This is a genomic window from Moheibacter sp., assembly GCF_049672845.1.
GTDB lineage: Bacteria > Bacteroidota > Bacteroidia > Flavobacteriales > Weeksellaceae > Moheibacter.
The window spans coordinates 1-21539 of sequence record NZ_JBATWT010000023.1 but is presented as its reverse complement, the minus strand read 5'-3'; the positions used below and the strand labels follow the sequence as shown (position 1 = coordinate 21539).

19 protein-coding genes and 2 pseudogenes are annotated in these 21539 nt (G+C 38.2%); 9 read left to right on the top strand and 12 right to left on the bottom strand.

What is annotated here, in order from left to right:
* The first annotated feature begins 145 nt into the window (after positions 1-145).
* A complete protein-coding gene (locus WBF63_RS07755; RefSeq protein ID WP_424369139.1) occupies positions 146-1486 on the top strand; it encodes a redoxin family protein in 1341 nt (446 codons plus the stop codon).
* Between the two features lie 45 nt (positions 1487-1531).
* Here the strand turns inward: WBF63_RS07755 and WBF63_RS07750 are convergent, their stop codons facing one another.
* The 5 genes from WBF63_RS07750 to thrS all read right to left on the bottom strand — a co-directional run bounded on the left by WBF63_RS07750 (position 1532) and on the right by thrS (position 6025).
* Positions 1532-2659, bottom strand: a complete 1128-nt coding sequence (locus tag WBF63_RS07750) for an ATP-binding protein (RefSeq protein ID WP_424369138.1) — start codon at positions 2657-2659, stop codon at positions 1532-1534.
* 170 nt (positions 2660-2829) lie between these two features.
* A complete protein-coding gene (rplT, locus tag WBF63_RS07745; RefSeq protein ID WP_424369137.1) occupies positions 2830-3174 on the bottom strand; it encodes a 50S ribosomal protein L20 in 345 nt (114 codons plus the stop codon).
* Between the two features lie 96 nt (positions 3175-3270).
* Positions 3271-3468, bottom strand: a complete 198-nt coding sequence (rpmI, locus tag WBF63_RS07740; RefSeq protein ID WP_424369136.1) for a 50S ribosomal protein L35 — start codon at positions 3466-3468, stop codon at positions 3271-3273.
* A 66-nt stretch (positions 3469-3534) separates the two neighbouring features.
* Entirely contained in the window at positions 3535-4047 is a 513-nt protein-coding gene (infC, locus tag WBF63_RS07735) for a translation initiation factor IF-3 (protein WP_424369135.1), read from the bottom strand.
* Between the two features lie 55 nt (positions 4048-4102).
* Positions 4103-6025, bottom strand: a complete 1923-nt coding sequence (gene thrS / locus WBF63_RS07730; protein ID WP_424369134.1) for a threonine--tRNA ligase — start codon at positions 6023-6025, stop codon at positions 4103-4105.
* A 94-nt stretch (positions 6026-6119) separates the two neighbouring features.
* Here thrS and WBF63_RS07725 point away from each other — a divergent pair, with 94 nt between their 5' ends.
* Complete coding sequence (locus WBF63_RS07725) at positions 6120-7397, top strand: acetyl-CoA hydrolase/transferase family protein (RefSeq protein WP_424369133.1); 1278 nt, start codon at positions 6120-6122, stop codon at positions 7395-7397.
* A gap of 24 nt (positions 7398-7421) precedes the next feature.
* The gene (locus WBF63_RS07720) at positions 7422-7754 is read left to right on the top strand and encodes a hypothetical protein (protein WP_424369132.1); all 333 of its coding nucleotides are present in this window, start codon (positions 7422-7424) and stop codon (positions 7752-7754) included.
* 21 nt (positions 7755-7775) lie between these two features.
* Here WBF63_RS07720 and WBF63_RS07715 read toward each other — a convergent pair whose 3' ends face one another.
* The 3 genes from WBF63_RS07715 to WBF63_RS07705 form a co-directional block, all read right to left on the bottom strand.
* Positions 7776-8870: an LptF/LptG family permease gene (locus WBF63_RS07715; RefSeq protein ID WP_424369131.1), complete on the bottom strand. Its 1095-nt coding sequence runs from the start codon at positions 8868-8870 to the stop codon at positions 7776-7778.
* Between the two features lie 6 nt (positions 8871-8876).
* Positions 8877-10007, bottom strand: a complete 1131-nt coding sequence (gene tgt / locus WBF63_RS07710; protein ID WP_424369661.1) for a tRNA guanosine(34) transglycosylase Tgt — start codon at positions 10005-10007, stop codon at positions 8877-8879.
* A 120-nt stretch (positions 10008-10127) separates the two neighbouring features.
* Complete coding sequence (locus tag WBF63_RS07705; protein WP_424369130.1) at positions 10128-10475, bottom strand: hypothetical protein; 348 nt, start codon at positions 10473-10475, stop codon at positions 10128-10130.
* A gap of 205 nt (positions 10476-10680) precedes the next feature.
* Here WBF63_RS07705 and WBF63_RS07700 point away from each other — a divergent pair, with 205 nt between their 5' ends.
* On the top strand, positions 10681-11499 hold the full coding sequence (locus WBF63_RS07700; protein ID WP_424369129.1) for a mechanosensitive ion channel family protein: 819 nt from the start codon (positions 10681-10683) through the stop codon (positions 11497-11499).
* A 45-nt stretch (positions 11500-11544) separates the two neighbouring features.
* Positions 11545-12765 (top strand): D-alanyl-D-alanine carboxypeptidase/D-alanyl-D-alanine-endopeptidase, encoded by a 1221-nt coding sequence (locus WBF63_RS07695; RefSeq protein WP_424369128.1) that lies wholly within the window; start codon positions 11545-11547, stop codon positions 12763-12765.
* A 164-nt stretch (positions 12766-12929) separates the two neighbouring features.
* Here WBF63_RS07695 and WBF63_RS07690 read toward each other — a convergent pair whose 3' ends face one another.
* Positions 12930-15731, bottom strand: coding sequence for an outer membrane beta-barrel protein (locus WBF63_RS07690; RefSeq protein WP_424369127.1), 2802 nt, complete (start codon positions 15729-15731; stop codon positions 12930-12932).
* A gap of 339 nt (positions 15732-16070) precedes the next feature.
* On the opposite strand from WBF63_RS07690, the gene WBF63_RS07685 reads away from it, so the two are divergent.
* The 3 genes and pseudogenes from WBF63_RS07685 (at position 16071) to WBF63_RS07675 (ending at position 17756) form a co-directional block, all read left to right on the top strand.
* Positions 16071-16289: a PD-(D/E)XK nuclease family protein gene (locus WBF63_RS07685; protein ID WP_424369126.1), complete on the top strand. Its 219-nt coding sequence runs from the start codon at positions 16071-16073 to the stop codon at positions 16287-16289.
* Positions 16290-16308: 19 nt separating this feature from the next.
* Positions 16309-17223: pseudogene (locus WBF63_RS07680) on the top strand (PD-(D/E)XK nuclease family protein); the annotation flags it as partial.
* Positions 17220-17756, top strand: a complete 537-nt coding sequence (locus tag WBF63_RS07675) for a hypothetical protein (RefSeq protein WP_424369125.1) — start codon at positions 17220-17222, stop codon at positions 17754-17756. The pseudogene WBF63_RS07680 and the gene WBF63_RS07675, both read left to right, overlap by 4 nt.
* Here the strand turns inward: WBF63_RS07675 and WBF63_RS07670 are convergent.
* On the bottom strand, positions 17740-18093 hold the full coding sequence (locus tag WBF63_RS07670; RefSeq protein ID WP_424369124.1) for a DUF2493 domain-containing protein: 354 nt from the start codon (positions 18091-18093) through the stop codon (positions 17740-17742). The two genes, WBF63_RS07675 and WBF63_RS07670, sit on opposite strands and share 17 nt — an antisense overlap.
* A gap of 119 nt (positions 18094-18212) precedes the next feature.
* Here WBF63_RS07670 and WBF63_RS07665 point away from each other — a divergent pair, with 119 nt between their 5' ends.
* Entirely contained in the window at positions 18213-18509 is a 297-nt protein-coding gene (locus tag WBF63_RS07665; protein ID WP_424369123.1) for a cyclic-phosphate processing receiver domain-containing protein, read from the top strand.
* A gap of 119 nt (positions 18510-18628) precedes the next feature.
* Here WBF63_RS07665 and alaS read toward each other — a convergent pair whose 3' ends face one another.
* Positions 18629-21235 (bottom strand): alanine--tRNA ligase, encoded by a 2607-nt coding sequence (gene alaS, locus WBF63_RS07660; RefSeq protein WP_424369122.1) that lies wholly within the window; start codon positions 21233-21235, stop codon positions 18629-18631.
* 191 nt (positions 21236-21426) lie between these two features.
* Positions 21427-21539, bottom strand: a pseudogene (locus tag WBF63_RS07655) (IS982 family transposase); the annotation flags it as partial.

The window sequence follows — 21539 nt, the reverse complement described above, 5'->3', positions numbered from 1 at the left end:
AAATTAGATTGTGCAATGATCGTATTTTAAGCGGTTTAACACAATTAACAGAGAAATTCAAAGACTGAAACTGTCAAAAAAATAAAAAAATTCTTAATGGGAATTTTAAATTCTTAGTTTTGATAAAATTTAATCCAATTTCATTATGAAAAATATATTTCCGGTTGCAATTATTCTCTTGTTTATTTTTTCTTGTAGTAAGGAAGAAAAGAATTTTGTGACCATTGCCGGAAAAATCGAAAACGCAAATGCTGACAGTGTATATGTTGTGAGCGAGAATTTACGCAAAGCTATCGCCCTTCATGAGGGAGAATTTGCAGACACGCTCAAAATATCTACGGCCGGATATTTCGAATTTTATGCCGGAAGAGAAAGAACCGGAATATTCCTGAATCCGGGCGATAGTTTATTTGTTTCGACCGATATGGAGGAATTTGACGAGAAATTAAAATATGGCGGAACTTCTGCCAATGAGAATAATTATTTAGCTCAGAAATACCTCAAAGAAGAATCTTTTTCTCCTGATCCGGCAGCATTTTTCTCGCTTCCTGAAAATGAATACAAAGAAAAAGTATCAGAGCTGAAAGTTGAAATAGAAAGTATTCTGACTCAATCAGATGTCAAAAAAGATTTTGAAATCATAGAAGAAAAGAATATCAAATATGGTTATTATTTACAATTGTTACAATATCCGTCTGCTCACCAATATTTTACTCAAAATGAGGTTGAATTATCAAAAGAAATTGAAAATGAATTGAGCAAAATCAATTTAGAGAACGAAGATGATTTCACCAACATCCCTAATTACCAGCAATTTGTGTTTTCGAAAATTGCCCAAAAAATGGGAATGACTGAAAAACCAGATGATATTATGAAGGTTATTTCAGAAATCAAATCTCCAAAAATAAAAGATGCGGTGATGAAGGAATTCCTGATGTATTCAATCGAATCAGGAAGTCCCGATGCAGAGCGATACAACGATTTCATTCAGAAAAATGCCGAAGATAATAAACTAAAAAAGGAATCGGCCGAGGCTTTTGCAAAAGTTCAGAAATTGCTTCCGGGACAACCTTCACCGAAGTTCAGCTATCCTGACATCAACGGAAACACCGTTTCGCTTGACGATCTGAAAGGGAATCTGGTTTATATTGATGTTTGGGCAACCTGGTGTGGCCCTTGCATCCGTGAAATTCCGGCTTTGAAACAATTGGAATCTGATTATCAAGGCAAAAACATCAGGATTGTAAGTATGTCGATCGATCCTAAGGAAGACTTTGACAAATGGCAGAAAATGGTCAAAGAAAAAGACCTTAAAGGAATTCAAATCTTTGCCGATAATGCCTGGAAATCAGATTTTGTACAGGAGTACGGCATCAAAGGAATCCCGAGATTTATTTTAGTTGATCAGAATGGAAACATCTTGAATGTAGACGCGCCACGTCCTTCTGACCCGCAAATCAGAACTTTATTGGATAAGCATTTATAATTCATTTTTTAGCCCTAACAGGGTTTAAAACCCTGTTAGGGTTGATTACAGCAAAAATTCATCTAAATTTTTGGGGGAAATAACTGAAGTCGATTCTACCGGATAATTAGCCAAAAAGGTCTTCGAAAATTTTGATTTGCCTTTTTTTGGATTCCATTTGAATTCAAAAGCATTGAATTTGGATTCCGACTCTTCAATCCAGTCAATTTCCTGCTGCTGATACGTCCGCCAGAAATAATATCTTCCGGACCAAGCATCGTATCGCAATTTCTTTATTCGCTCCGAAACCATGAAGTTTTCCCATAATGCCCCGATATCTTGCCGAAAATCAAGGGGTTTGAAATCTCCTATGATTGCATTGCGAATTCCATTGTCATAGAAATAAATTTTACGAGAAGTACTGATTTCATTTCGAATGTTTCGACTCAGCGGAAGTAAACGGAAAATGACATAGGTTTTTTCCAAAAGAGAAATGTATTCTTCCACAGTGGACCTATCTGCACGCACTAAATTTGCCAATTCATTATAGTTGACTTCTTGTCCTACCTGCAAAGCCAAAGCGAGTAAAATTTTATCTAATAATTCCGGTTTTCTAATTCCCTTATGTTGCAATAAATCTTTATACAAATAACTTTTGGTTAATTCTTTCAGGATGTCTTCCTTTTCATTGGGATGCGTTATGACCTCCGGGTACATTCCGTAAATCAAATAAGATGAAAGGTTTTTTTGATTTTCTAAATACCCAAAATGTTGATTCATTTCTTCCCAACTAAAAGGAAACAAATTAAATTCCCATTTTCTGCCGGTTAAAGGTTCATTTATTTCTTCATTTAATCCAATCACTGAAGAGCCACTCGCCAGCACGCTTACATTGTCAATTTGGTCATGAATAATTTTAAGTAAAATTCCAATGTTTTTGATGCGCTGTGCTTCATCTATAAAAATTCTTGAATGATCTCCGATGATTTGCCGCAGTTTTTTCTCTCCAGCATCTTCCAGTAAAACCCTATCCTCCGGATCATCTCCATTCAAAAACAGATAGTCTCCCTTTTCTCTACATAGCGAATGAATCAAAGTAGTTTTTCCTACTTGCCGCGGACCTGTTACCAAAATTACTTTTCCAGAATCCCATTTGGATATCAGATGATTCCTTAATTTCCTTTGAATGCTCATGCCTTTAACTTTCTACAAAAGTATAAAAAACAAGTTGTAATCTACTGTTTTTATATAAATAATAGATTATGATCTACTAATTACATATAAATAATGGACTATGATTATGTTGAATTCAAAAAAATCCCGCACGAGAGTGCGGGATTTACAAACGTTTTATGTGATTTAATTTATTTTACTTTTTCTACAATTGCTTTAAAAGCTTCCGGGTGATTCATGGCCAAATCGGCAAGAACTTTACGGTTCAATTCGATTCCGGCTTTTTTAGCAGCACCCATAAATTGTGAATAAGACATTCCGTGAAGTCTCGCTCCCGCGTTGATTCTTTGAATCCACAAAGAACGGAAGTTTCTCTTTTTCTGACGACGGTCACGGTAAGCATAAACCAATCCTTTTTCAACCGCGTTTTTAGCTACGGTCCATACATTTTTTCTGCGTCCGAAGTAACCTTTGGCTAACTTCATCAACTTTTTTCTGCGCGCTCTTGACGCTACTGAATTTACTGATCTTGGCATAATTTTTAATTTTTTTGTGGTGGGCGGACGATAATCGTCACTTGACTGAGCACCAACACAGGGTTAATAATTTAATTAAATAAACCGGAGATTAAATTAGATTAATCTCAATTGTTGTTTAACGCTTTTCTCGTCAGAAGCATGAACTAATCCTGTCTGAGTCAAATTACGTTTTTGTTTGGTTTCCTTTTTTGTAAGGATGTGGCTTTTGTAAGCGTGTTTTCTTTTGATCTTACCCGTTCCGGTAAGTTTGAAGCGCTTTTTAGCCCCAGATTTTGTTTTTAATTTTGGCATAACTGTATGTTTTATAAAACGTTTGTTCCTTTTGCGAAATTTGAATGTCGAAATTCGAGTTTCGTATTATTTTTTCGGAGCCATCATCATGATCATCCGCTTTCCTTCTAATTTTGGAAGTTGTTCCACTTTGCCCACATCTTCCAGTTCCTGAGCGAGTTTCAACAATAAAATTTCGCCCTGATCTTTAAAGATGATGGATCGGCCTTTGAAAAACACATAAGCTTTCAATTTTGAACCCTCTTCCAGAAAACTTCTCGCATGACGTTTTTTGAATTCGTAGTCATGATCATCTGTCTGAGGTCCAAATCGGATTTCCTTAATCGTAACCTTTTGTTGTTTGGCTTTCAGTTCCTTTTCCTTCTTTTTCTGTTCGTATAGGAATTTTTTATAATCCACAATACGACATACCGGCGGAACCGCCTTTTCGGTAATCATTACCAAATCCAAACCTGCATCCTCTGCCATTTGCAAAGCTTTGGCAATAGGATAAATTCCGGGCTCAATGCCCTCACCAACTACCCGGACTTCGGGTACGGTAATTTTCTGATTAATCTTATGCTGATCTTCCTTGATCACTCGTGCGGGACGACGTCCCCCACCTTTTCTTCTTATTGCGATAGTTTATATAATTTTAATTAACTTCTAATTCTTTGATAATCCTTTCTTTAAGCTCTTCCATTGTCATTTCGCCTAAATCTTCACCGCCGTGTTTTCTAACAGAAACTGTACCATTTTCGGCTTCTTTTTCACCTACAATCAGCATATAAGGGATTTTTTTCATCTCCGCGTTGCGGATTTTTTTCCCCGTTTTTTCGTTGCGATTATCAATCAGGCCGCGAATATCGGAATTTTCTAAGAATTTAGAAAGTTTTTCACCATATTCTTGATATTTCTCGCTGATTGGCAGGATGATAAAAACATCTGGGGTCAACCAAAGCGGGAAATTTCCGGCGGTGTGTTCCAGCAAAATTGCGACAAATCTTTCCATGGAACCAAATGGTGCACGGTGAATCATCACAGGCGTATGTGCCTGATTATCTGCGCCAATATAACTTAACTCAAATCGTTCCGGTAAATTATAATCGACTTGAATGGTTCCCAATTGCCATTTTCTGCCCAAAGCATCTTTCACCATGAAATCAAGTTTAGGACCATAAAATGCGGCTTCACCGTATTCCACGACGGTTTTTAAACCCTTTTCTTCGGCAGCCTGCATGATGGCATTTTCGGCTTTTTCCCAATTCTCATCAGAACCAATGTATTTTTCCTTATTATCCGGATCGCGCAAAGAAACCTGGGTCACAAAGTCTTCAAATCCAAGTGAACTGAAAACATACAATACCAAATCAATCACATTTTTGAATTCTTCCAATAATTGATCGGGCGTACAAAACAAATGGGCATCATCTTGTGTAAATCCGCGAACGCGTGTTAATCCGTGTAATTCACCACTTTGTTCGTAACGATATACCGTTCCGAATTCTGCATAACGCTTGGGCAAATCACGATAAGACCATTGCTCAGCTTTGTAAATTTCGCAGTGATGTGGACAGTTCATGGGTTTTAATAAAAACTCTTCGCCTTCGTTCGGCGTATGAATCGGCTGGAAACTATCGGCACCGTATTTCGCATAATGTCCGGAAGTTACGTACAGATCTTTGTGTCCGATGTGCGGTGAAATTACCATTTCATATCCGGCTTTTTGTTGGGCTTTCATCAGGAAGTTTTCCAATTTCTTTCTCAGAGCAGCTCCTTTTGGCAACCAAAGCGGCAATCCTTGTCCGACTTTTTCAGAGAAAGTGAAAAATCCAAGTTCTTTTCCCAATTTTCTATGGTCACGTTTTTTGGCTTCTTCCAAAAGATTCAGGTATTCGGTTAAATCTTTTTGTTTCGGAAAAGAAATCCCGTACACACGCACCAATTGTTTGTTTTTTTCGTCTCCACGCCAATAAGCACCGGCGGCATTTAGGATTTTCACCGCTTTCACAATTCCCGTGCTTGGAATATGTCCACCACGGCATAAATCGGTGAAATTATCATGCGAACAGAACGTAATCGCTCCGTCTTCAAGATTTTCAATCAGTTCGGTTTTGTATTCGTTTCCGGCGTATTCTTTCAAAGCATCGGCTTTGGAAACCGGATAGAGTTTAAATTCCGAATTTTTTCGGGCGTTTTCCAGCATTCTTTTTTCGATTTTTTCGAAATCTTTTTCCTGAAAACTTTCTTCCCCAAAATCTACATCATAATAAAATCCGTTTTCGATTGCCGGCCCGATGGTTAGTTTGGCGTTTGGATAGAATTCCACAATTGCCTGTGCCAAAAGGTGGGCAGAAGAGTGCCAGAATGCTTTCTTTCCCAAATCATCATTCCACGTCAAAAGCTGAACGGTAGCGTCGGTGGTGATAGGAGTTGTGGTTTCTACCTGTTCGCCGTTTACCAATGCGGATATGACATTTCGAGCCAATCCTTCGCTGATGCTCAGGGCAATTCCCATCGGAGTAATTCCGCTTTCATATTGCCTGATGCTCCCGTCCGGAAGTGTAATGTTGATCATTTTTAATTAATTTTAAGAGTGCAAATTTACGAGTTTTAATGAGATTCATCATTTCATTTCAGCAAATTAATAATCTTCGTTAAATTTGAGAATTATGGAGAATATAAATTACATTTCGGCTGAAGAAGCGGTGAAACTGGTGAAATCCGGTGACCGTGTTTTTCTTCATGGAAGCGCAGCAACGCCGCTTCATGTTTTGAATACTTTATTAAAAAGAAAAGATGAAATTAAAAATGTAGAACTGGTTTCCATCAGTATGTTTGGTGATATCGAATGGAAGGAACCGGGTGTGACCGATAGTTTTTATCTGAATTCTTTGTTCGTTTCCACCAATATTCGTGAATGGGCGAATAGTTCCCATGGCCGTTATGTTCCTATTTTCCTGAGTGAAATTCCGCTTTTGTTTTCCAGAGGATATCTCCCATTGGATGTGGCCATCGTACAAGTTTCGCCACCCGATAGTCAGGGATTTTGCAGTTTGGGAACTTCTGTGGACGCGGCCTGGTCGGCAGTTCGCCATGCCAAACTAGTCATTGCACAGGTAAACCCAAAAATGCCAAGAACGCTAGGTGACTCACCCGTTCACAGTTCCAAATTCGATGCGATGGTCTGGCACGAAACCGAACTTCCTGCGGTGGATTATGGAAGTAAAATCAATGATACCATCCAAAAAATCGGAGAGAATGTTGCAAGTTTAATTGAAGACGGATCAACTTTGCAAGCCGGAATCGGGGCAATTCCCGATGCGGTTCTGAGCTGTTTGGGCAATCACAAAGATTTGGGAATTCACACTGAAATGTTTTCAGATGGCGTGGTGCCGCTTATCGAGTCGGGTGTGATTAACAATGAAAAGAAAAATATTCTGCGTGGTAAAACGGTGACTTCTTTTGTGGCCGGAACCAAAAGGGTTTATGATTTTGTGCATGACAATCCGAGTATGTCGTTTATGAATGTTTCTTTGGTAAATGACTCGGGAACGATTCGTCAGAACCCGAAGGTAGTTGCAATCAACAGTGCGCTGGAAGTGGATTTAACCGGACAAATCTGTTCGGATTCCATCGGGACTTATCAATATTCGGGAATCGGCGGTCAAATGGATTTCATGCGTGGCGCGGCGCTTTCCGAAGGTGGAAAACCCATCATTGCGATTCCATCGGTTACCAATAAGGGAATTTCACGGATTACGCCGTTTTTGAAAGAAGGAGCCGGTGTGGTTACAACGAGAGGTCATGCGCATTACATAGTGACGGAGTATGGCGTGGTGAATTTGTACGGAAAAAATCTGGAGCAACGTTCCAAACTTTTGATTTCCATCGCCCATCCGGATCATAGGGAGGAATTGGAAAGGGCGCATTTTGAACGGTTTGGGTAATGCTTAAAGTTTAATTTTAATTATATGCTGGAAGTTTCTATTAAGTTTAAACAAGTAAAATATCCAAAAATGATTGGAAAAACAACCGGCGGGTTGTATACAAATGCTACATTAAAAATAAGTGAGGATACTTTAATATTTGAGCATAATAACTTTAAGATTTTCAAATACTTATTCAATCAATTGCCCATTCAATTTCATATAAACCAAAAACTGTCTCTGAAAATTTATATCAATCAGTTTGATGAATATAAAATTAAATATTCCACAGCTAATAAAGATTGTGAAATCACTTTTAAAATATTAGGAGAAACACCCGAAGCGTTTAGAGTATTATTTGAAAAATGGAAAACATAGAATAAAGCAAACTCTAAATACTTAAGCCCTCGCCCGTTTCATATAAAAATAAGCCGTCAAGACTCCAAACAAAACATTAGGTCCCCAAGCCGCAACAAACGGTGAGACATATCCTTGCGTGGAATAAGTAAGCGAAATCTGATTGAAGAAAATATAGACAAAAGCCAGAATGATTCCCAGCGCAAGGTTTAATCCGATTCCGCCTCGTCGTTTTTGGGAAGAAAGCGAAAGTGCTAAAAGCGTGAGAATGAAGGTTGAAAAAGGCGAACTGTTGCGTTGATGCAATTCGTTCATATAGGCGTTAACGCTCGCAGAACCTTTGAATTTTTGTTTTTGAATAAACTGATTCAGTTCGATTGAATTCATTGTTTCGGCTACATAACCTTCCGGGAGAATTTCGTCGGGCGTGGATTTAAAAGTTCGCTTCAATGTGATTTCATATCCCAAACTATCTCTGGTACCTGATTTTACCTTGCGTATGTAAGCATTTCGAAGTATGTAAACCGAATCTTTTTCGTCCCAGTTAAAGGAAGAAGCAATGATCTGATATTTTAATTTTTCTTCTTCGAATTCCTGATAAACAAAGCTCGTCCCCCGTTTCTGGACACGGTCATAGTTTTGGGCAAAAATAAATTCGTCGGGAGAAATTTGGGAAGAAATTTTCTGCCGTTCGTAATATTCACCCTTTTTGGAACTGCTGAGCAGGTATTCGTACTGATACGTATTCTTTTTGATGTTGGCCCATGGCAAGGCAAAATTATTCACAAAAAGCGCCACAACTGCAATTCCCGCTGCTACCCAAACGTAGGGTTTGGTCAAACGATAAAAACTGATTCCGCCCGCTTGTGCAGCCACAATTTCGGTTTGCATGGTAAGCCGCGAAGTGAAATAAATCACAGAAATAAATACGGCAACCGGTAAAAATGTGTTCACCAACCAAACCGCCCAGAACGGATAGAATTGCGTCATCGCTTCCCATGGTGTGGAACCGTTGTCTTCAATCCGTCCGAGCTTCTGACTCAAATCGATGATTACCGCAATAGCCGAAAGGATGATTACCATGAAAAAGAAGGTGCTCACGAAATTGCGGACGATATATTTGTCAAATATTCTCAAATGAACTTATAGTCTTTGTTTTAATTGTGGAAGAATCCGATTTTTCCATTCGGTGAAATCTCCGTCTAAAATATGCTTTCTGGCGGTTTGCACCAAATCCAGATAAAAAGCTAAATTATGCACCGATGCAATTTGTTTGCCCAAATATTCTTCCGCCACAAACAAATGCCGGACATACGCTTTGGAATAATAACTGTCCACATAACTTTTTCCAGATTCGTCCAAAGGTGAAAAATCATCTTTCCATTTGGCATTTTTCATGTTCATCACCCCATTCCAGGTAAAAAGCATTCCGTTTCTTGCATTTCGGGTGGGCATCACACAGTCAAATTGATCGACACCCAAAGCAATACATTCCAAAATATTCCAGGGCGTCCCAACTCCCATCAGATAACGCGGTTTATCTTGCGGTAAGATATCGGTTACCAAATCAGTGATTTCATACATGACTTCTTCCGGTTCGCCAACGCTCAATCCACCGATGGCATTTCCGTCCGCTCCGAAATTGGCCACGAATTCTGCCGATTCTTTTCGTAAATCATGAAATGAATTTCCCTGAACAATCGGATATAGGGTTTGCTCATATCCATAAAGTGACGGGTTTTCATTTAACCAAGTTCGGCAACGTTCCAACCAGCGATGCGTGACATGCATAGCGCGTTTGGCATCTTTGTATTCGGCCGGAATTCCGGTGAGTTCGTCAAAAGCCATGATGATATCGGCACCGATGTTTCGCTGGATTTCCATCGAATATTCAGGTGTGAACATATGATAGGATCCATCGATATGGGATTTAAAACGAACGCCTTCTTCGGTAACTTTCCGCCGGTCGGAAAGCGAATAAACCTGAAAGCCACCGCTATCCGTCAAAATCGGGCGATCCCAATTCATGAATTTATGTAGTCCGCCGGCCTGATTTAAAATCCCGATGCCGGGGCGCAGATAGAGATGATAAGTATTTCCCAAAATAATCTGGGCTTTTATGTCTTCCTTCAGCTCGCGCTGGTGAACCGATTTCACACTTGCCACTGTTCCTACCGGCATAAAAATAGGCGTCTGAATTTCGCCGTGTGCGGTGGAAATAGTGGCAGCTCTTGCTTTGGAATTAGGATCTTTTCCTTGGATTTCAAATTTCATCGGTGCAAAGATAACCATGTTTCGCTTTTTAAGACAGATGGCAGAGAGAATCTCAATAAAAAATCCGACCCCATGTTTTGAGCCGGATTATTAGATTATCTTTTGATGTAGAAACTTTATCTATTCACAGACGGTACAATAATTTTCAATCCCGCAATCATGGCAAAGTGCACAATTGGCTGAGTTGAAATTATCTATATCATTACATCCATATACCCGGGCAAAGTATTCATAAGCCTGTTGACAACTGGCTGTCCCTTCGGGAATTGGAACCGTAAAAGAACTTCCGTATCCACCGGGACATTCATAATAATAATCATAGCCTGGATTTAAATTTCCCGATCCACCGCCGTCGTCGTCGCCATAATAATATTCGTCACCATCGTCTTCCAAGCCGAAAAGATCTTCAAAACAAGAAATATTGATAAAAAGAAATGAAAAGAGTAAAATAAATGTTGAAAATTTCATGTTATAGTGTTTTAATGAGTTGGCGTAAAAATATTGGGTTTAAATAGATTATAAAATACCTACAAAGGGCTATTTTAGCGATAATTATAGATGTTTTCTTGCAAAAAAGTGAATTATGTCTAAATATTTCTTTAAAACATATTAAAATCTGATTGGAATTGTTCAATCTGATTCCTAACTATTATTTTTGTGAAAATTATTACAAATGGAGTTTGAAAAGTTCGAATGGCTTTTGGATGAATTAATCCGCTTTGGAGTTAAATCTGCTGTAGCAATTCTAATCATTGCCGGTGGTTTCTGGATTGCCAACCGTTTGAAAAAAATCATCCGAAACCGCATGATCAAACGCGAGGTAGATGCTTCCATACGGGAATTTATTTTACCGGTAATTGATGTGGTTTTCAAACTTTTGGTCATTCTTACAGCCATCAGCACTGTTGGGATCAAAGTGACTTCTTTTGCAGCTATCATGGCCGGTCTTGCGGCCGGAGTTGGCCTTTCTTTGCAGGGAAGTTTGTCCAATTTCGCCGGCGGACTTCTGATAATTTTGTTCAAACCTTTTAAAGTAGGGGATTACATCGAAGCTTTGAGTCATTCGGGTACAGTCGAATCCATTAGTATTTTATATACAACGATTGTAAATGACCGTCAACAAGTAGTTACTTTACCCAATTCGAGTGTACTGAACAATCCGGTTGTCAATTATTCCGTTAAAGATACCAGAAGATTGGATTTGAAAATCAGTTTGTCTTACAATGAGGATATTGAAAAGGCTCAGAGTATAATCCGTCAAATGCTGGAAAACGCTCCTGCAGTTTTAAAAGATAAAAATATAACGGTTGAAATAGGTGAACTAACTGATAGTCGTGTAAATCTCATAGTCAGAGCATTTACAAAGCGACAGGATTATTGGGATACACATTTCAAATTAATGAAAGAAATGAAACAGCTTTTTGATGAAAATGGAATTTCAATATCCAATCCTCCTACAGATATTAACATTAAAACTGAAAAGACAGAATAAATGAAGAATTTTTCTTTGGGATTTCTATTTATAATTTTAAGCCAAATGGCAACTGCCCAAACTTCTGACTGGGTGAAAAATCATTTGGAATCCGATTTTTACAAAACCCAGTTTACGGGTTTTTATTTATATGATCCGGCGAAAAAACAGGTTTTGGAAAATTACAATGGTGAAAAGTATTTCACGCCCGCTTCAAACGTAAAAATTCTTTCGCTTTATGCCGCTATGAAAGTGCTGCCTGATTCAATTCCGGCGCTTCGTTATCAGCAAAAAGACGGAGATTTATACATTGAAGGATTGGGCGACCCTACTTTTCTTCATCCGGAATTCCGTTCGGTAACCCGTGCGCTTGATTTTTTGAAAAAAGAACCGGGAAACATTTACCTGCGCTGGGGGAAATTTGAAGGAACCCGTATGGGACTGGGCTGGTCATGGGAAGATTATGAAAAATATTATTCGCCCGAAAGAAGCGAATTTCCGCTGTATGGAAATATGGCGACCATCAAAAAAGGTAAAAGCGGGCCTTCTGCCTTTCCTTTGACGCTGGCAGATTCGGTTGAATATCAGGAAAGTCTTTTCAGTCGTGATTTTCATGAGAATAAATTCTTCCTCGGCTCGAGAAATGGCTCTTCCACACGTGTACCTTTTGTAGTTAAAGACGAGCTGATTCGCCAGATGCTGTCAGATGCCGTGGGCAAAGATGTTTTTCTGACCGATAAAGAACTACCGAAAAGCGCTAAAACCCTTTTCAGCCTTCCGTCTGATTTGGTTTACAAAAGAATGATGGAAGTGAGCGATAATTTTTTGGCCGAACAAATTCTACTGATGGTTTCCGCTCAGGTTTCCGGCTCGATGAGTACCGAAAAAGCGGTGAATTATATGAAAACGAAATTCCTGAAAGGATTTCCGCAGGATCCCGTTTGGGTTGACGGCTCCGGACTTTCCCGCTACAATCTTTTTTCGCCTCAGGATATGGTTTTTGTTTTGGACAAATTGCTCTCTGAATTTGAGCAGGAACGTTTGTTTAAAATCTTTGCCATCGGTGGCCGAACCGGAACACTCAAAGGAAATTATGGCGGCAAAACACCTTATGTTTATGCCAAATCCGGAACGCTTTCAAACAATTATTGCCTGAGTGGTTATCTAAAGACAAATTCAGGTAAAATATTGATTTTCAGCATTATGAATAATCATTATCAAAAGGAAAACTGGCAGGTTCGCCAGCAGACGCAAAAGCTCCTGGAATATGTGAGGGATAATTATTAGGTAGGGTGTTGGATGTTAGGTGTTGGATGCAGGGTGTTGGATGATTTATCAAAAAAAGTCTTAACTCTTTTTCAACCTCAGTATACATTCATACAATATACATCCTACAATGTCTTAATTCTTAATACTTAGGCCTTAATACTCTTTCAAAAAAGTCCGGCAGATTAATCCCAGATCATCAGACGCGAACCTCTTCTTCTTTCATTTTTTCCACCACCGAATTTATCCAGTTTAAATCCGAGTGAAAACATTACATAGCGCTTCAATACATCGTTCTGAACATCAGAAATAAAGGTGTCCGAAATGGTTCTGCGATCACCAGTGTTCTGATTCAGTACGTCATAGACTTTTACTTTAAATGTCAGTTGGTCTTTCCAGAAATTATACGCCAGGCTTGTATTCCACAAAAAGAAATCTTTTTTGAATCCGTCTGCGATATTGGAATTATAGGTATAACTAAAATCGTTTCCAAATACGAAATTTTTGGGCCAATAATTCGTGGTGGTAAGTTTGGCTGTATGAATAATATTGGTCGAATTATCCAGTCGGTAATTTTCATAATCCGTGAACTGATAACGAAGGTTGTAACTTGGGTTGATGGTAAGGACTTCCCCTAAATCCCAATTGAAATTCACCCGCGGTGAAAGGCTGTAGCTGCGTGAAATAAATTCCTCGCCATCCACAAAACCTTTGTTATGGGAATGATTAAAGCCGATTCCACCGCCCAAACGGAATTTGCTTCTTCCTTTTGAAAAGGACTTGTTTCCGTTAATGCCCGACCAGAGATTGTAGTTTCCGTGAACATTCCGATAAGTGGAAGTCGTCACGAAATCCTCGTCGATGATTCTGTAATTTGTAATTCCTGTTTCGTTGTAATTTCCTCCGAAATAAATATTATAACCGGTTCTTGTCTGAAAATTGAAATTATTAAACCCAAAATAAATATTGTGTACTTTATTCGGACTCAAATCGGGATTTCCTACATAAATATTCAGCGGATCGGAAAGGTTTTCAATCGGTAGAAGTTGTTGTGCCGAAGCTAAATTTGCATCGTAATTATAATTCAGATAAATCGATTTTCCTCTGTTGAAACGATAATTCAAATTGGCCGAAAATGTTGGCAGTACATAATCCTGTTTGAGAAAATAATCCTGTGAAAGATAATTTCCTTGGTTTTTCTGTGATAAAAATGAAACACCAGCTGTAATCGATGTGTTGAATTTATTTTTGCGGATATTATAGCTCGCATAAGGGTTTATTCCGGTGAAATCTGAAGAAAGTTCAAAACTCAGAATCTCATTCAGCGCCAGATAATCCTGAAAAACTTCATCATAATCAAAAGTATAGGTATTATCAGTTCGGTTTTTAATTTCATAATCCACACCCAAAGCAAGATTGGCAGAATCCAAAACCGGAATTTCATATTCCAGATTGAAGGTAAATTCATCTTCTTTATTTCGGTCTTGTTTATACTGATTCCGGATGTCATCTGCACCGCCCGACTGATAAAAATATGTATTGGAAACATTATACGCATCTGCTTTGTCTCTTGAATTTGAATTGGCGAACTCAAGATTCAAACGGGTTTTATTGGCAAATTTCTTGAAATAATTAATGCTGTTGCTGAAACTTTGTTTGGTTTGTTCGTCATTGGTGCTACCATTGCTTTCATTCAGCAATTCACCTTGCTCATTTACCGAAAATTTATCAAAAATACTTTCCGATTTGGTTTTGTTAAAAGCAAATCCGGGTTCAATCCATACGCTGGAAGTCGAATCGATTTTCACTTCGAAATTGGTGGTGAAATTATGATTAAACGACTGATTTCGGGAAGACGAAGTGGATTCGGTCGTGAAAGTATTATCAGGCAAAAGGTTTTGCTGAACTGTCCGGTTGTTGTTTTGGGTGTCCGAACCGGTATAAAAATAACTTCCGCTGAATTCGATATCATCATCGGCCCATGAATCAGAATAATTGATTCCGCCGATATCTGATCGGGTAATTCCACTTCCCGAACCACCAAAATTAATTCCGTTAATTCCAAAAGAACCATTATCACTCATATAAACACTTCGGTTTCTGCCTCCCGACATATTATCAAAAATATCGTTCATAGAAAATCCCACCGAATTGATGTTGTTGGAAGAACCCAAAATACTGAGCCTTGCATCGCCTTTGAAATAATTGAGCATCAGACTACTTTCATAACGCTCATCTGTCCCATACCCTGCCATGGCTTTGAGCATCACACCTTTGTTCTTGTCTTCGTCAATGGTCAGGTTGATACTGGAATTATTTCCACTGGCTTTATCGCCCGAAATTTCTTCTTTTTTGGTTTTGGTGTCGGTAACCTGAACCTTGTTGATGATATTTGCCGGAAGGTTTTGCAAAGCAATTTTCCCGTCTTTGTCAAAAAAGGGTTTCCCGTTTACCAAAATCTGATTCACCTCTTTCCCATTGACGGTGATTTTTCCGTCTTCGTCAATTTCCACACCCGGAAGTTGTTTCAATAAGGTTTCAACGTTTGCATCCGGACGCACTTTAAAAGACGAGGCATTGAATTCCAAAGTATCGGACTTTATCCGAATGGGTGGTGCCGAACCTGTTACCACGGCTTCTCCGAGACTGATGACCGTCTTGAGTTCAACTTTTCCTAAATCTTTATTTTCCATAAAGGATTCGAAATCAATTCGGTATTCGCCACTCAAATCATCATTAATACTAAAAAAAACCGGTTCTTCAATTTTTCTTAATTCTAATCTGAATCTTCCATCCACATCGGTAAGCGAATAATCCACAACGGTTGAGTCCTTTTTCAGAGAAAGATAAACAGTGGCCGCTTCTACGGGTGTTTGCAGGAATTCGTCCACGGCCGTTCCGGAAATGGTATATTTTTCCTGAGCAGAAAGGTTGAGAGATAATAAAAATGTAAGGATGAGTAAAAGGTTGAGTTGGATGAATTTCATTCTAAATAGATTTCGGCTGCAATTTTAAAAAATTTAAATACTGTTTTGCGTTAATGAAAGGTTAAACGGGCTAAACAGAGGGAAAAAATTAAGTATCTGTTGGAGCAGTATTAAAAATAATTATTTTCTAAATAAAGTCATCTCCACTTTGTCAAAGTTCTAAACTTTGACAAAGTTTTTTTAACGACATCGATTGGCGGATAGAGGTTTTAAATTTGTGGAAAAATTAAGTAAAGAGAGTTCATGAAAATCGAAATAACTAATTTCATAAAATTATATAACGATAAAATTGAAGTTCGAAGAGAAAGTGGTACATTAATCAAAACAATTTAAATTCTTATGAAACATCTACTAAATTCCGTAAACCTTATCATTTCAAAATATAAGGAAATAGAAAAAGTTTCTGGAGAGAGTTTCAATATTTTCTCCATCATGGGAATGGAGTCTGATGAAGTAAGAACTCATTCTGCAATTATTAACGAACTACTAAATCCGAATGGAAGCCATGGACTAAATGAAGTTCCGTTAGAATTATTTTTTAAAAGAAGTTTTTTCTGACTCTTTTCAATTTAATTGTAAAACAGCAAGTTGCAAAAAAGAAGTTTACATTGGGTTAATTGATGAAAATTTCACTAAAGGAGGCAGAATTGATTTGTTAATCAACGATCATAAAGGAAATGTAATTGTGATTGAAAATAAAATTTATGCACCTGAACAAAAAAATCAATTACTGAGATATCAACAAAGATATTCTCAAGCAAAAATTCTTTATTTGACTTTAGACGGAGAGGAAAGTCAAGAAAAAAATATAATCTACCATAGGATTTCTTATAAAGAACACATTTTAAATTGGGTTGAGAAATGCATTGAATTAGCAACAGACAAGCCAATTGTACGCGAAATGTTGGTACATTATTCATTTTTAATAAAGGGATTAACTAATCAAACATTAAATAAAAAAATGGGTCAAGAAATCATCAATATTATAGAGTCAAATTTCGAAGCATCAGCAGAAATTTATAAAAATTTTCAAAAAGTATTAGAAATTAAACAATCTTATTTTTTGAAAAACCTAAGCGAGTCCATTGAAGTTGAGTTGAATAAAAGTAACAGAGCAAACTGGGATGTGAAAATCTGTCAAGAAAGTAATGATAAATTAGCAAATAAAGTAGAAATTATAAGTAAAGATTTAAATGTAAGTTTTCATTTTAAAAATTATAAAAATCCGCTTATTTTAATTAACAGAAATTCGGGAAATACTGAGGATACAGAAAGCCAATTTAAGAAAATCAGAGATGATTTAGGCTTTAAGGCACCAGATTGGAAAACCGAAACCACCCTTCTTTGGCAACACAAGTGGAATAATCTTGGTGACGCAGAAAATTTAATTAATGCGGAAAAATTAAATAAGCACGAGGAAATTTCAGATTTTTTGATGGAAGTGATAGACAATATAGATGAAGCATTATGTTCCAAAAAACCAAAGCAATGAGAGAATTCCTCTACATCCACGGTCTCAATTCAGACGCAACTTCAAGAAAATACTTGAACTTAAAAGAATATTTTCAAGGTAAATTTGAATTTGATTGTCTGGAATGGAAAAACGAAAACAATATTTCGGAATTATTGGATCAAGCCGAATTGAAATTAGAAAATGAAATCAACCCAATCCTTTTTGGTGATTCAACTGGAGCCAATTTTGCTTGGCAATTGCGCGAGCGCAGACGCCAGAAAGGTGAAAGTTCAATTCTTATACTAAGCAGTCCCTTGCTTGATGTTTCCAAAAGAATTGCTGAATTTGAATTTCCCAGACAACTCAAAACTTATTTAAATAAAATTGAATACCCAACCGATGCAATGCTCATTGTTCCCACAAATGATGAACTCATCGAACACGCTCATTTGTGGGAAAATGAATTGGAAAACATCAACTTATTAAAAGTAGAAGACACACATCGTTTACCCAATTTCAAAGACTATCTGTCCGAAATTGAGCGATATATATCAATCAAAACAAATGAATAAACACAGATTTATTTAGATTTTGAGCTTTATCGATTGAGTCTTTGGTTCCGGTCGAAATTCCATCCCAAAAAGCAAAAACCACTTCTCCGGTTTCCACAATATCGGTATTTCGGATTCTGCAAGCTTCTCGTCCATGTGTTTTCCGGTCAGGTAGAAATATGATGGTTTTATAGCCCTTTTCAGCGGCAAATTCTTCCGCCAAAGTATCGGCTCCAATAGCTCCACCCGAAACTATTGTTACTTCCTCAAGCGAATTTTCAGATATAAATTTTTCAACTTCATTTTTTAGTAGTTCGTAATCTTTGAAACTACGGCTTCCCACAATGGCTATTTTCATATTTAAATTTAATGCAAGTATAAAGAGCCCATAAGACAAGTCGCGTCGTTATGAAAAATATTTTTAAGCGACATAAAATGGCCTGTACATAGATTAAATTTGCTTTAAAACTTTTGCTTATGAACTCTAAAAACCTTTACCTCGACGATCTTCGCCCAACTCCCGAAGGATTTGAAAGAGTTTATAATTTCGAAGAATTGGTTGCATTTATCCCCCAAAACGGAATGCCCGATTTTATTTCTTTTGACCATGATTTAGGTTTGGGAAAAACCAGTTTCGATTGTGCCAAATACTTGGTCGAATATTGTCTCGACAACCAAGCCACACTTCCCGAATTTACCGTCCATAGCCAAAATCCGGTAGGAAAAGAAAACATAGAAAAATTATTAGCAAACTTCATAAAAGCTCATCCATAAAAAACCTTGTCAAGGTTTCAAACCCTTGAAAGGTTATATTTTCAGAAATCTACGACCCCAAAAATCCCCCTCCTTTGGGGAGCCTGTCCCGAACTTGATTCGGGAGGTTAGGGGAGGCTTTAAGTGAGGCTCTTCGCCTTTTCCAGCGCTCTGTCCAATCCGCTTACATCCTTTCCTCCGGCAGTTGCGAAGAAAGCTTGTCCGCCGCCGCCGCCCTGGATTTCTTTTCCTAATTCACGCACGATCTGTCCGGCATTCAATCCTTTGCTTTCCACTAATTCATCGGAAATCGAAACGGTGATCGAAGGTTTTCCATTGTGATCAGAACCTACCACCAAAAACAGATTTTCTATTTCTTTTCGGAGTGGAAAAGCGATTTGTTTGATGGTATTCGCATCCAAACTTGTACGAACCGCCAGGAAATTCACACCATTGATGTTTTCAAAAGACTTTTTCCAGGTTTCTTTTTCCATTTGGGCTTGTTGCAGTACAAATTTTTCCAATTGGGATTTCAACTCTTTGTTCTCATCCACTAATTTTTGAACCGCATCAATTGGATCAGCCGGATTTTTCAGTTCGGCAAGAATTTGATTGTATTGATTAAATGTATCTTTCAATTCTTCAATCGCCGCCAATCCGGTCGTAGCTTCAATTCTTCGGATTCCCGCTGCGCTCGAACTCTCGCTTTGCAATTTGAACATAATCACATCGGCCGTATTCTGAACATGCGTTCCACCACATAATTCAATTGAATTTCCGAATTTAATCATCCGAACGACATCGCCGTATTTCTCTCCGAAAAGCGCCATGGCGCCTTCTTCCAATGCTTTTTTGAAAGGAACCGAACGCTTTTCTTCCAAAGGAATTCTTTCTGCAATTCGGGTGTTGACTTGCTTGATGACCTGTTTGAGTTCGTCCTCACTCATCTTATTAAAATGCGAAAAGTCAAATCGTAAATAATCAGGTCCCACATACGAACCTTTTTGTTCCACGTGCGTTCCCAAAACGTCGCGCAATGCTTCGTGCAAAAGGTGAGTGGCCGTGTGGTTGCGCATGATATGATTGCGACGCTCCTTATCCACCACCGCATGAAACGGAAGTTCCAAATATTTCGGAAGTTCTTTGGTGAAATGAACGATCAGATTATTTTCTTTTTTGGTATTGATAATTTCAACTTTTTCGAATTGATTTTCAATGAAACCGGTATCGCCAACCTGTCCACCACTTTCGGCATAAAAAGGCGTTGCCTGGAAAACCAACTGATAAAAAGTTCCGGTTTTATTTTCAACCTGACGATAACGTGTCACTTTCACATCCGATTCCAAATAATCGTATCCGATGAATTCCTCGACCGCATCGTCCAATAAAATCGTCCAGTCCGAAGCCGAAAAAGATGTTGCCGATTTGGAACGTTGTTTTTGTTTTTCCATTTCGGATTCAAATCCCTTTTCGTCGATGGTCAATTCTTTTTCTTCCGCAATAATTCTCGACAAATCCGCCGGGAAACCATAAGTATCGTAGAGTTCAAACACCACATCGCCCGGAATTTCTTTCAGGTTGGAATTATTTTGAATGAAATTATCGAGTCGAACCAATCCCTGATCGATGGTGCGAAGGAAATTCGTTTCTTCTTCTTTGATTACATCGGTTATCAATTGAGATTGTTTTTCCAGTTCCGGGAAAAATTCGCCCATTTGGGCTTTCAGAGTCGGAATTAATTTATAAATGAAGGCTTCGTTCAAATCTAGAAAACGATAACCATAACTAATCGCACGTCTTAAAATCCGACGAATTACATATCCGGCACCCGAATTCGAAGGCAATTGGCCGTCGGCAATCACAAAAGAAACCGCACGCAAATGGTCTACCACCACGCGGAAAGCCACATCGCTCGTGAAATCGACACCGTATTTCTTACCTGAAATTCTTTCTAAATCATCAATCAGAGGGCGGAATACATCCGTATCATAATTCGAAGTTTTCCCTTGTAAAACCATCGCCAAACGCTCGAAACCCATTCCGGTATCGATGCTTTTGGAAGGTAAAATTTCCAGCGAACCATCGGCTTTGCGTAGATATTGCATGAAAACCAGGTTCCAGACTTCGATGACTTGCGGATGATCCTGATTGACCAAGTCTCTTCCCGGAACCAATGCTTTTTCTTCAGCCGAACGGATGTCCACATGGATTTCCGAACAAGGTCCGCAAGGTCCCGTTTCGCCCATTTCCCAGAAATTATCTTTTTTGTTTCCAAAGAGAATTCTTTCCTCGGCTATGTGTTTCTTCCAAAGTTCAAGCGCTTCCTCATCCTGTGCCGTTCCGTCTTTTTCGTCGCCTTCAAAAACGGTTACATAAAGATTTTCCTTGGGGATTTTATAAACTTCGGTCAAAAGTTCCCACGCCCAGTCGATAGCTTCTTTTTTGAAATAATCTCCAAAAGACCAGTTCCCGAGCATTTCAAACATGGTGTGGTGGTAAGTGTCTTTCCCTACATCGTCCAAGTCATTGTGCTTACCGGAAACGCGAAGGCATTTTTGGGTATCGGCAATTCTGACAGATGTTGGTTTTTTATAGCCGAGAAAGAAATCTTTGAACTGCGCCATTCCCGAGTTGTTGAACATCAGCGTGGGGTCGTCTTTTAAAACGATGGGAGCCGATGGGACAATCAGGTGTTGTTTGGATTCAAAAAAATTTAAAAACTGTTTACGTATCTCTTTGGAAGTCATTTTCTAAAAATTGAATTGCAAAAATCGTGAATTAAACTGAATTGAAGAAGACGCCCGATTTATTTTTAAAAATTATCCTCATTTAATTCTTAAGAAAATTGGATTTAAACAATTTATTTAAATTTGAAAATTGTTTGGTACAGTTATTGGCGTTAATGAAATCCAAATATTTTTCTAACCCGTTGTGCATTTTAAATAATTTGGATTTTTAAATTATTTATATTTCTATTAAAGTACTCTTTGTTTATGAATTGGACGATAGTCAAAGCAGTAATCTTTGCTATTATCCGTGTTTTAAAACCTT

Excerpts from the sequence above, each read along its gene's own strand:
- WBF63_RS07675 (WP_424369125.1), top strand. The coding sequence starts at position 17,220 with ATGAGAGAATTCCTCTACATCCACGGTCTCAATTCAGACGCAACTTCA.
- WBF63_RS07720 (WP_424369132.1), top strand. The coding sequence starts at position 7,422 with ATGCTGGAAGTTTCTATTAAGTTTAAACAAGTAAAATATCCAAAAATG.
- WBF63_RS07725 (WP_424369133.1), top strand. The coding sequence starts at position 6,120 with ATGGAGAATATAAATTACATTTCGGCTGAAGAAGCGGTGAAACTGGTG.
- WBF63_RS07750 (WP_424369138.1), bottom strand. The coding sequence starts at position 2,659 with ATGAGCATTCAAAGGAAATTAAGGAATCATCTGATATCCAAATGGGAT.
- alaS (WP_424369122.1), bottom strand. The coding sequence starts at position 21,235 with ATGACTTCCAAAGAGATACGTAAACAGTTTTTAAATTTTTTTGAATCC.
- thrS (WP_424369134.1), bottom strand. The coding sequence starts at position 6,025 with ATGATCAACATTACACTTCCGGACGGGAGCATCAGGCAATATGAAAGC.
- WBF63_RS07665 (WP_424369123.1), top strand. The coding sequence starts at position 18,213 with ATGAACTCTAAAAACCTTTACCTCGACGATCTTCGCCCAACTCCCGAA.
- WBF63_RS07705 (WP_424369130.1), bottom strand. The coding sequence starts at position 10,475 with ATGAAATTTTCAACATTTATTTTACTCTTTTCATTTCTTTTTATCAAT.
- WBF63_RS07695 (WP_424369128.1), top strand. The coding sequence starts at position 11,545 with ATGGCAACTGCCCAAACTTCTGACTGGGTGAAAAATCATTTGGAATCC.
- WBF63_RS07685 (WP_424369126.1), top strand. The coding sequence starts at position 16,071 with ATGAAACATCTACTAAATTCCGTAAACCTTATCATTTCAAAATATAAG.
- WBF63_RS07690 (WP_424369127.1), bottom strand. The coding sequence starts at position 15,731 with ATGAAATTCATCCAACTCAACCTTTTACTCATCCTTACATTTTTATTA.
- rpmI (WP_424369136.1), bottom strand. The coding sequence starts at position 3,468 with ATGCCAAAATTAAAAACAAAATCTGGGGCTAAAAAGCGCTTCAAACTT.
- WBF63_RS07670 (WP_424369124.1), bottom strand. The coding sequence starts at position 18,093 with ATGAAAATAGCCATTGTGGGAAGCCGTAGTTTCAAAGATTACGAACTA.
- rplT (WP_424369137.1), bottom strand. The coding sequence starts at position 3,174 with ATGCCAAGATCAGTAAATTCAGTAGCGTCAAGAGCGCGCAGAAAAAAG.
- WBF63_RS07700 (WP_424369129.1), top strand. The coding sequence starts at position 10,681 with ATGGAGTTTGAAAAGTTCGAATGGCTTTTGGATGAATTAATCCGCTTT.
- tgt (WP_424369661.1), bottom strand. The coding sequence starts at position 10,007 with ATGAAATTTGAAATCCAAGGAAAAGATCCTAATTCCAAAGCAAGAGCT.
- WBF63_RS07755 (WP_424369139.1), top strand. The coding sequence starts at position 146 with ATGAAAAATATATTTCCGGTTGCAATTATTCTCTTGTTTATTTTTTCT.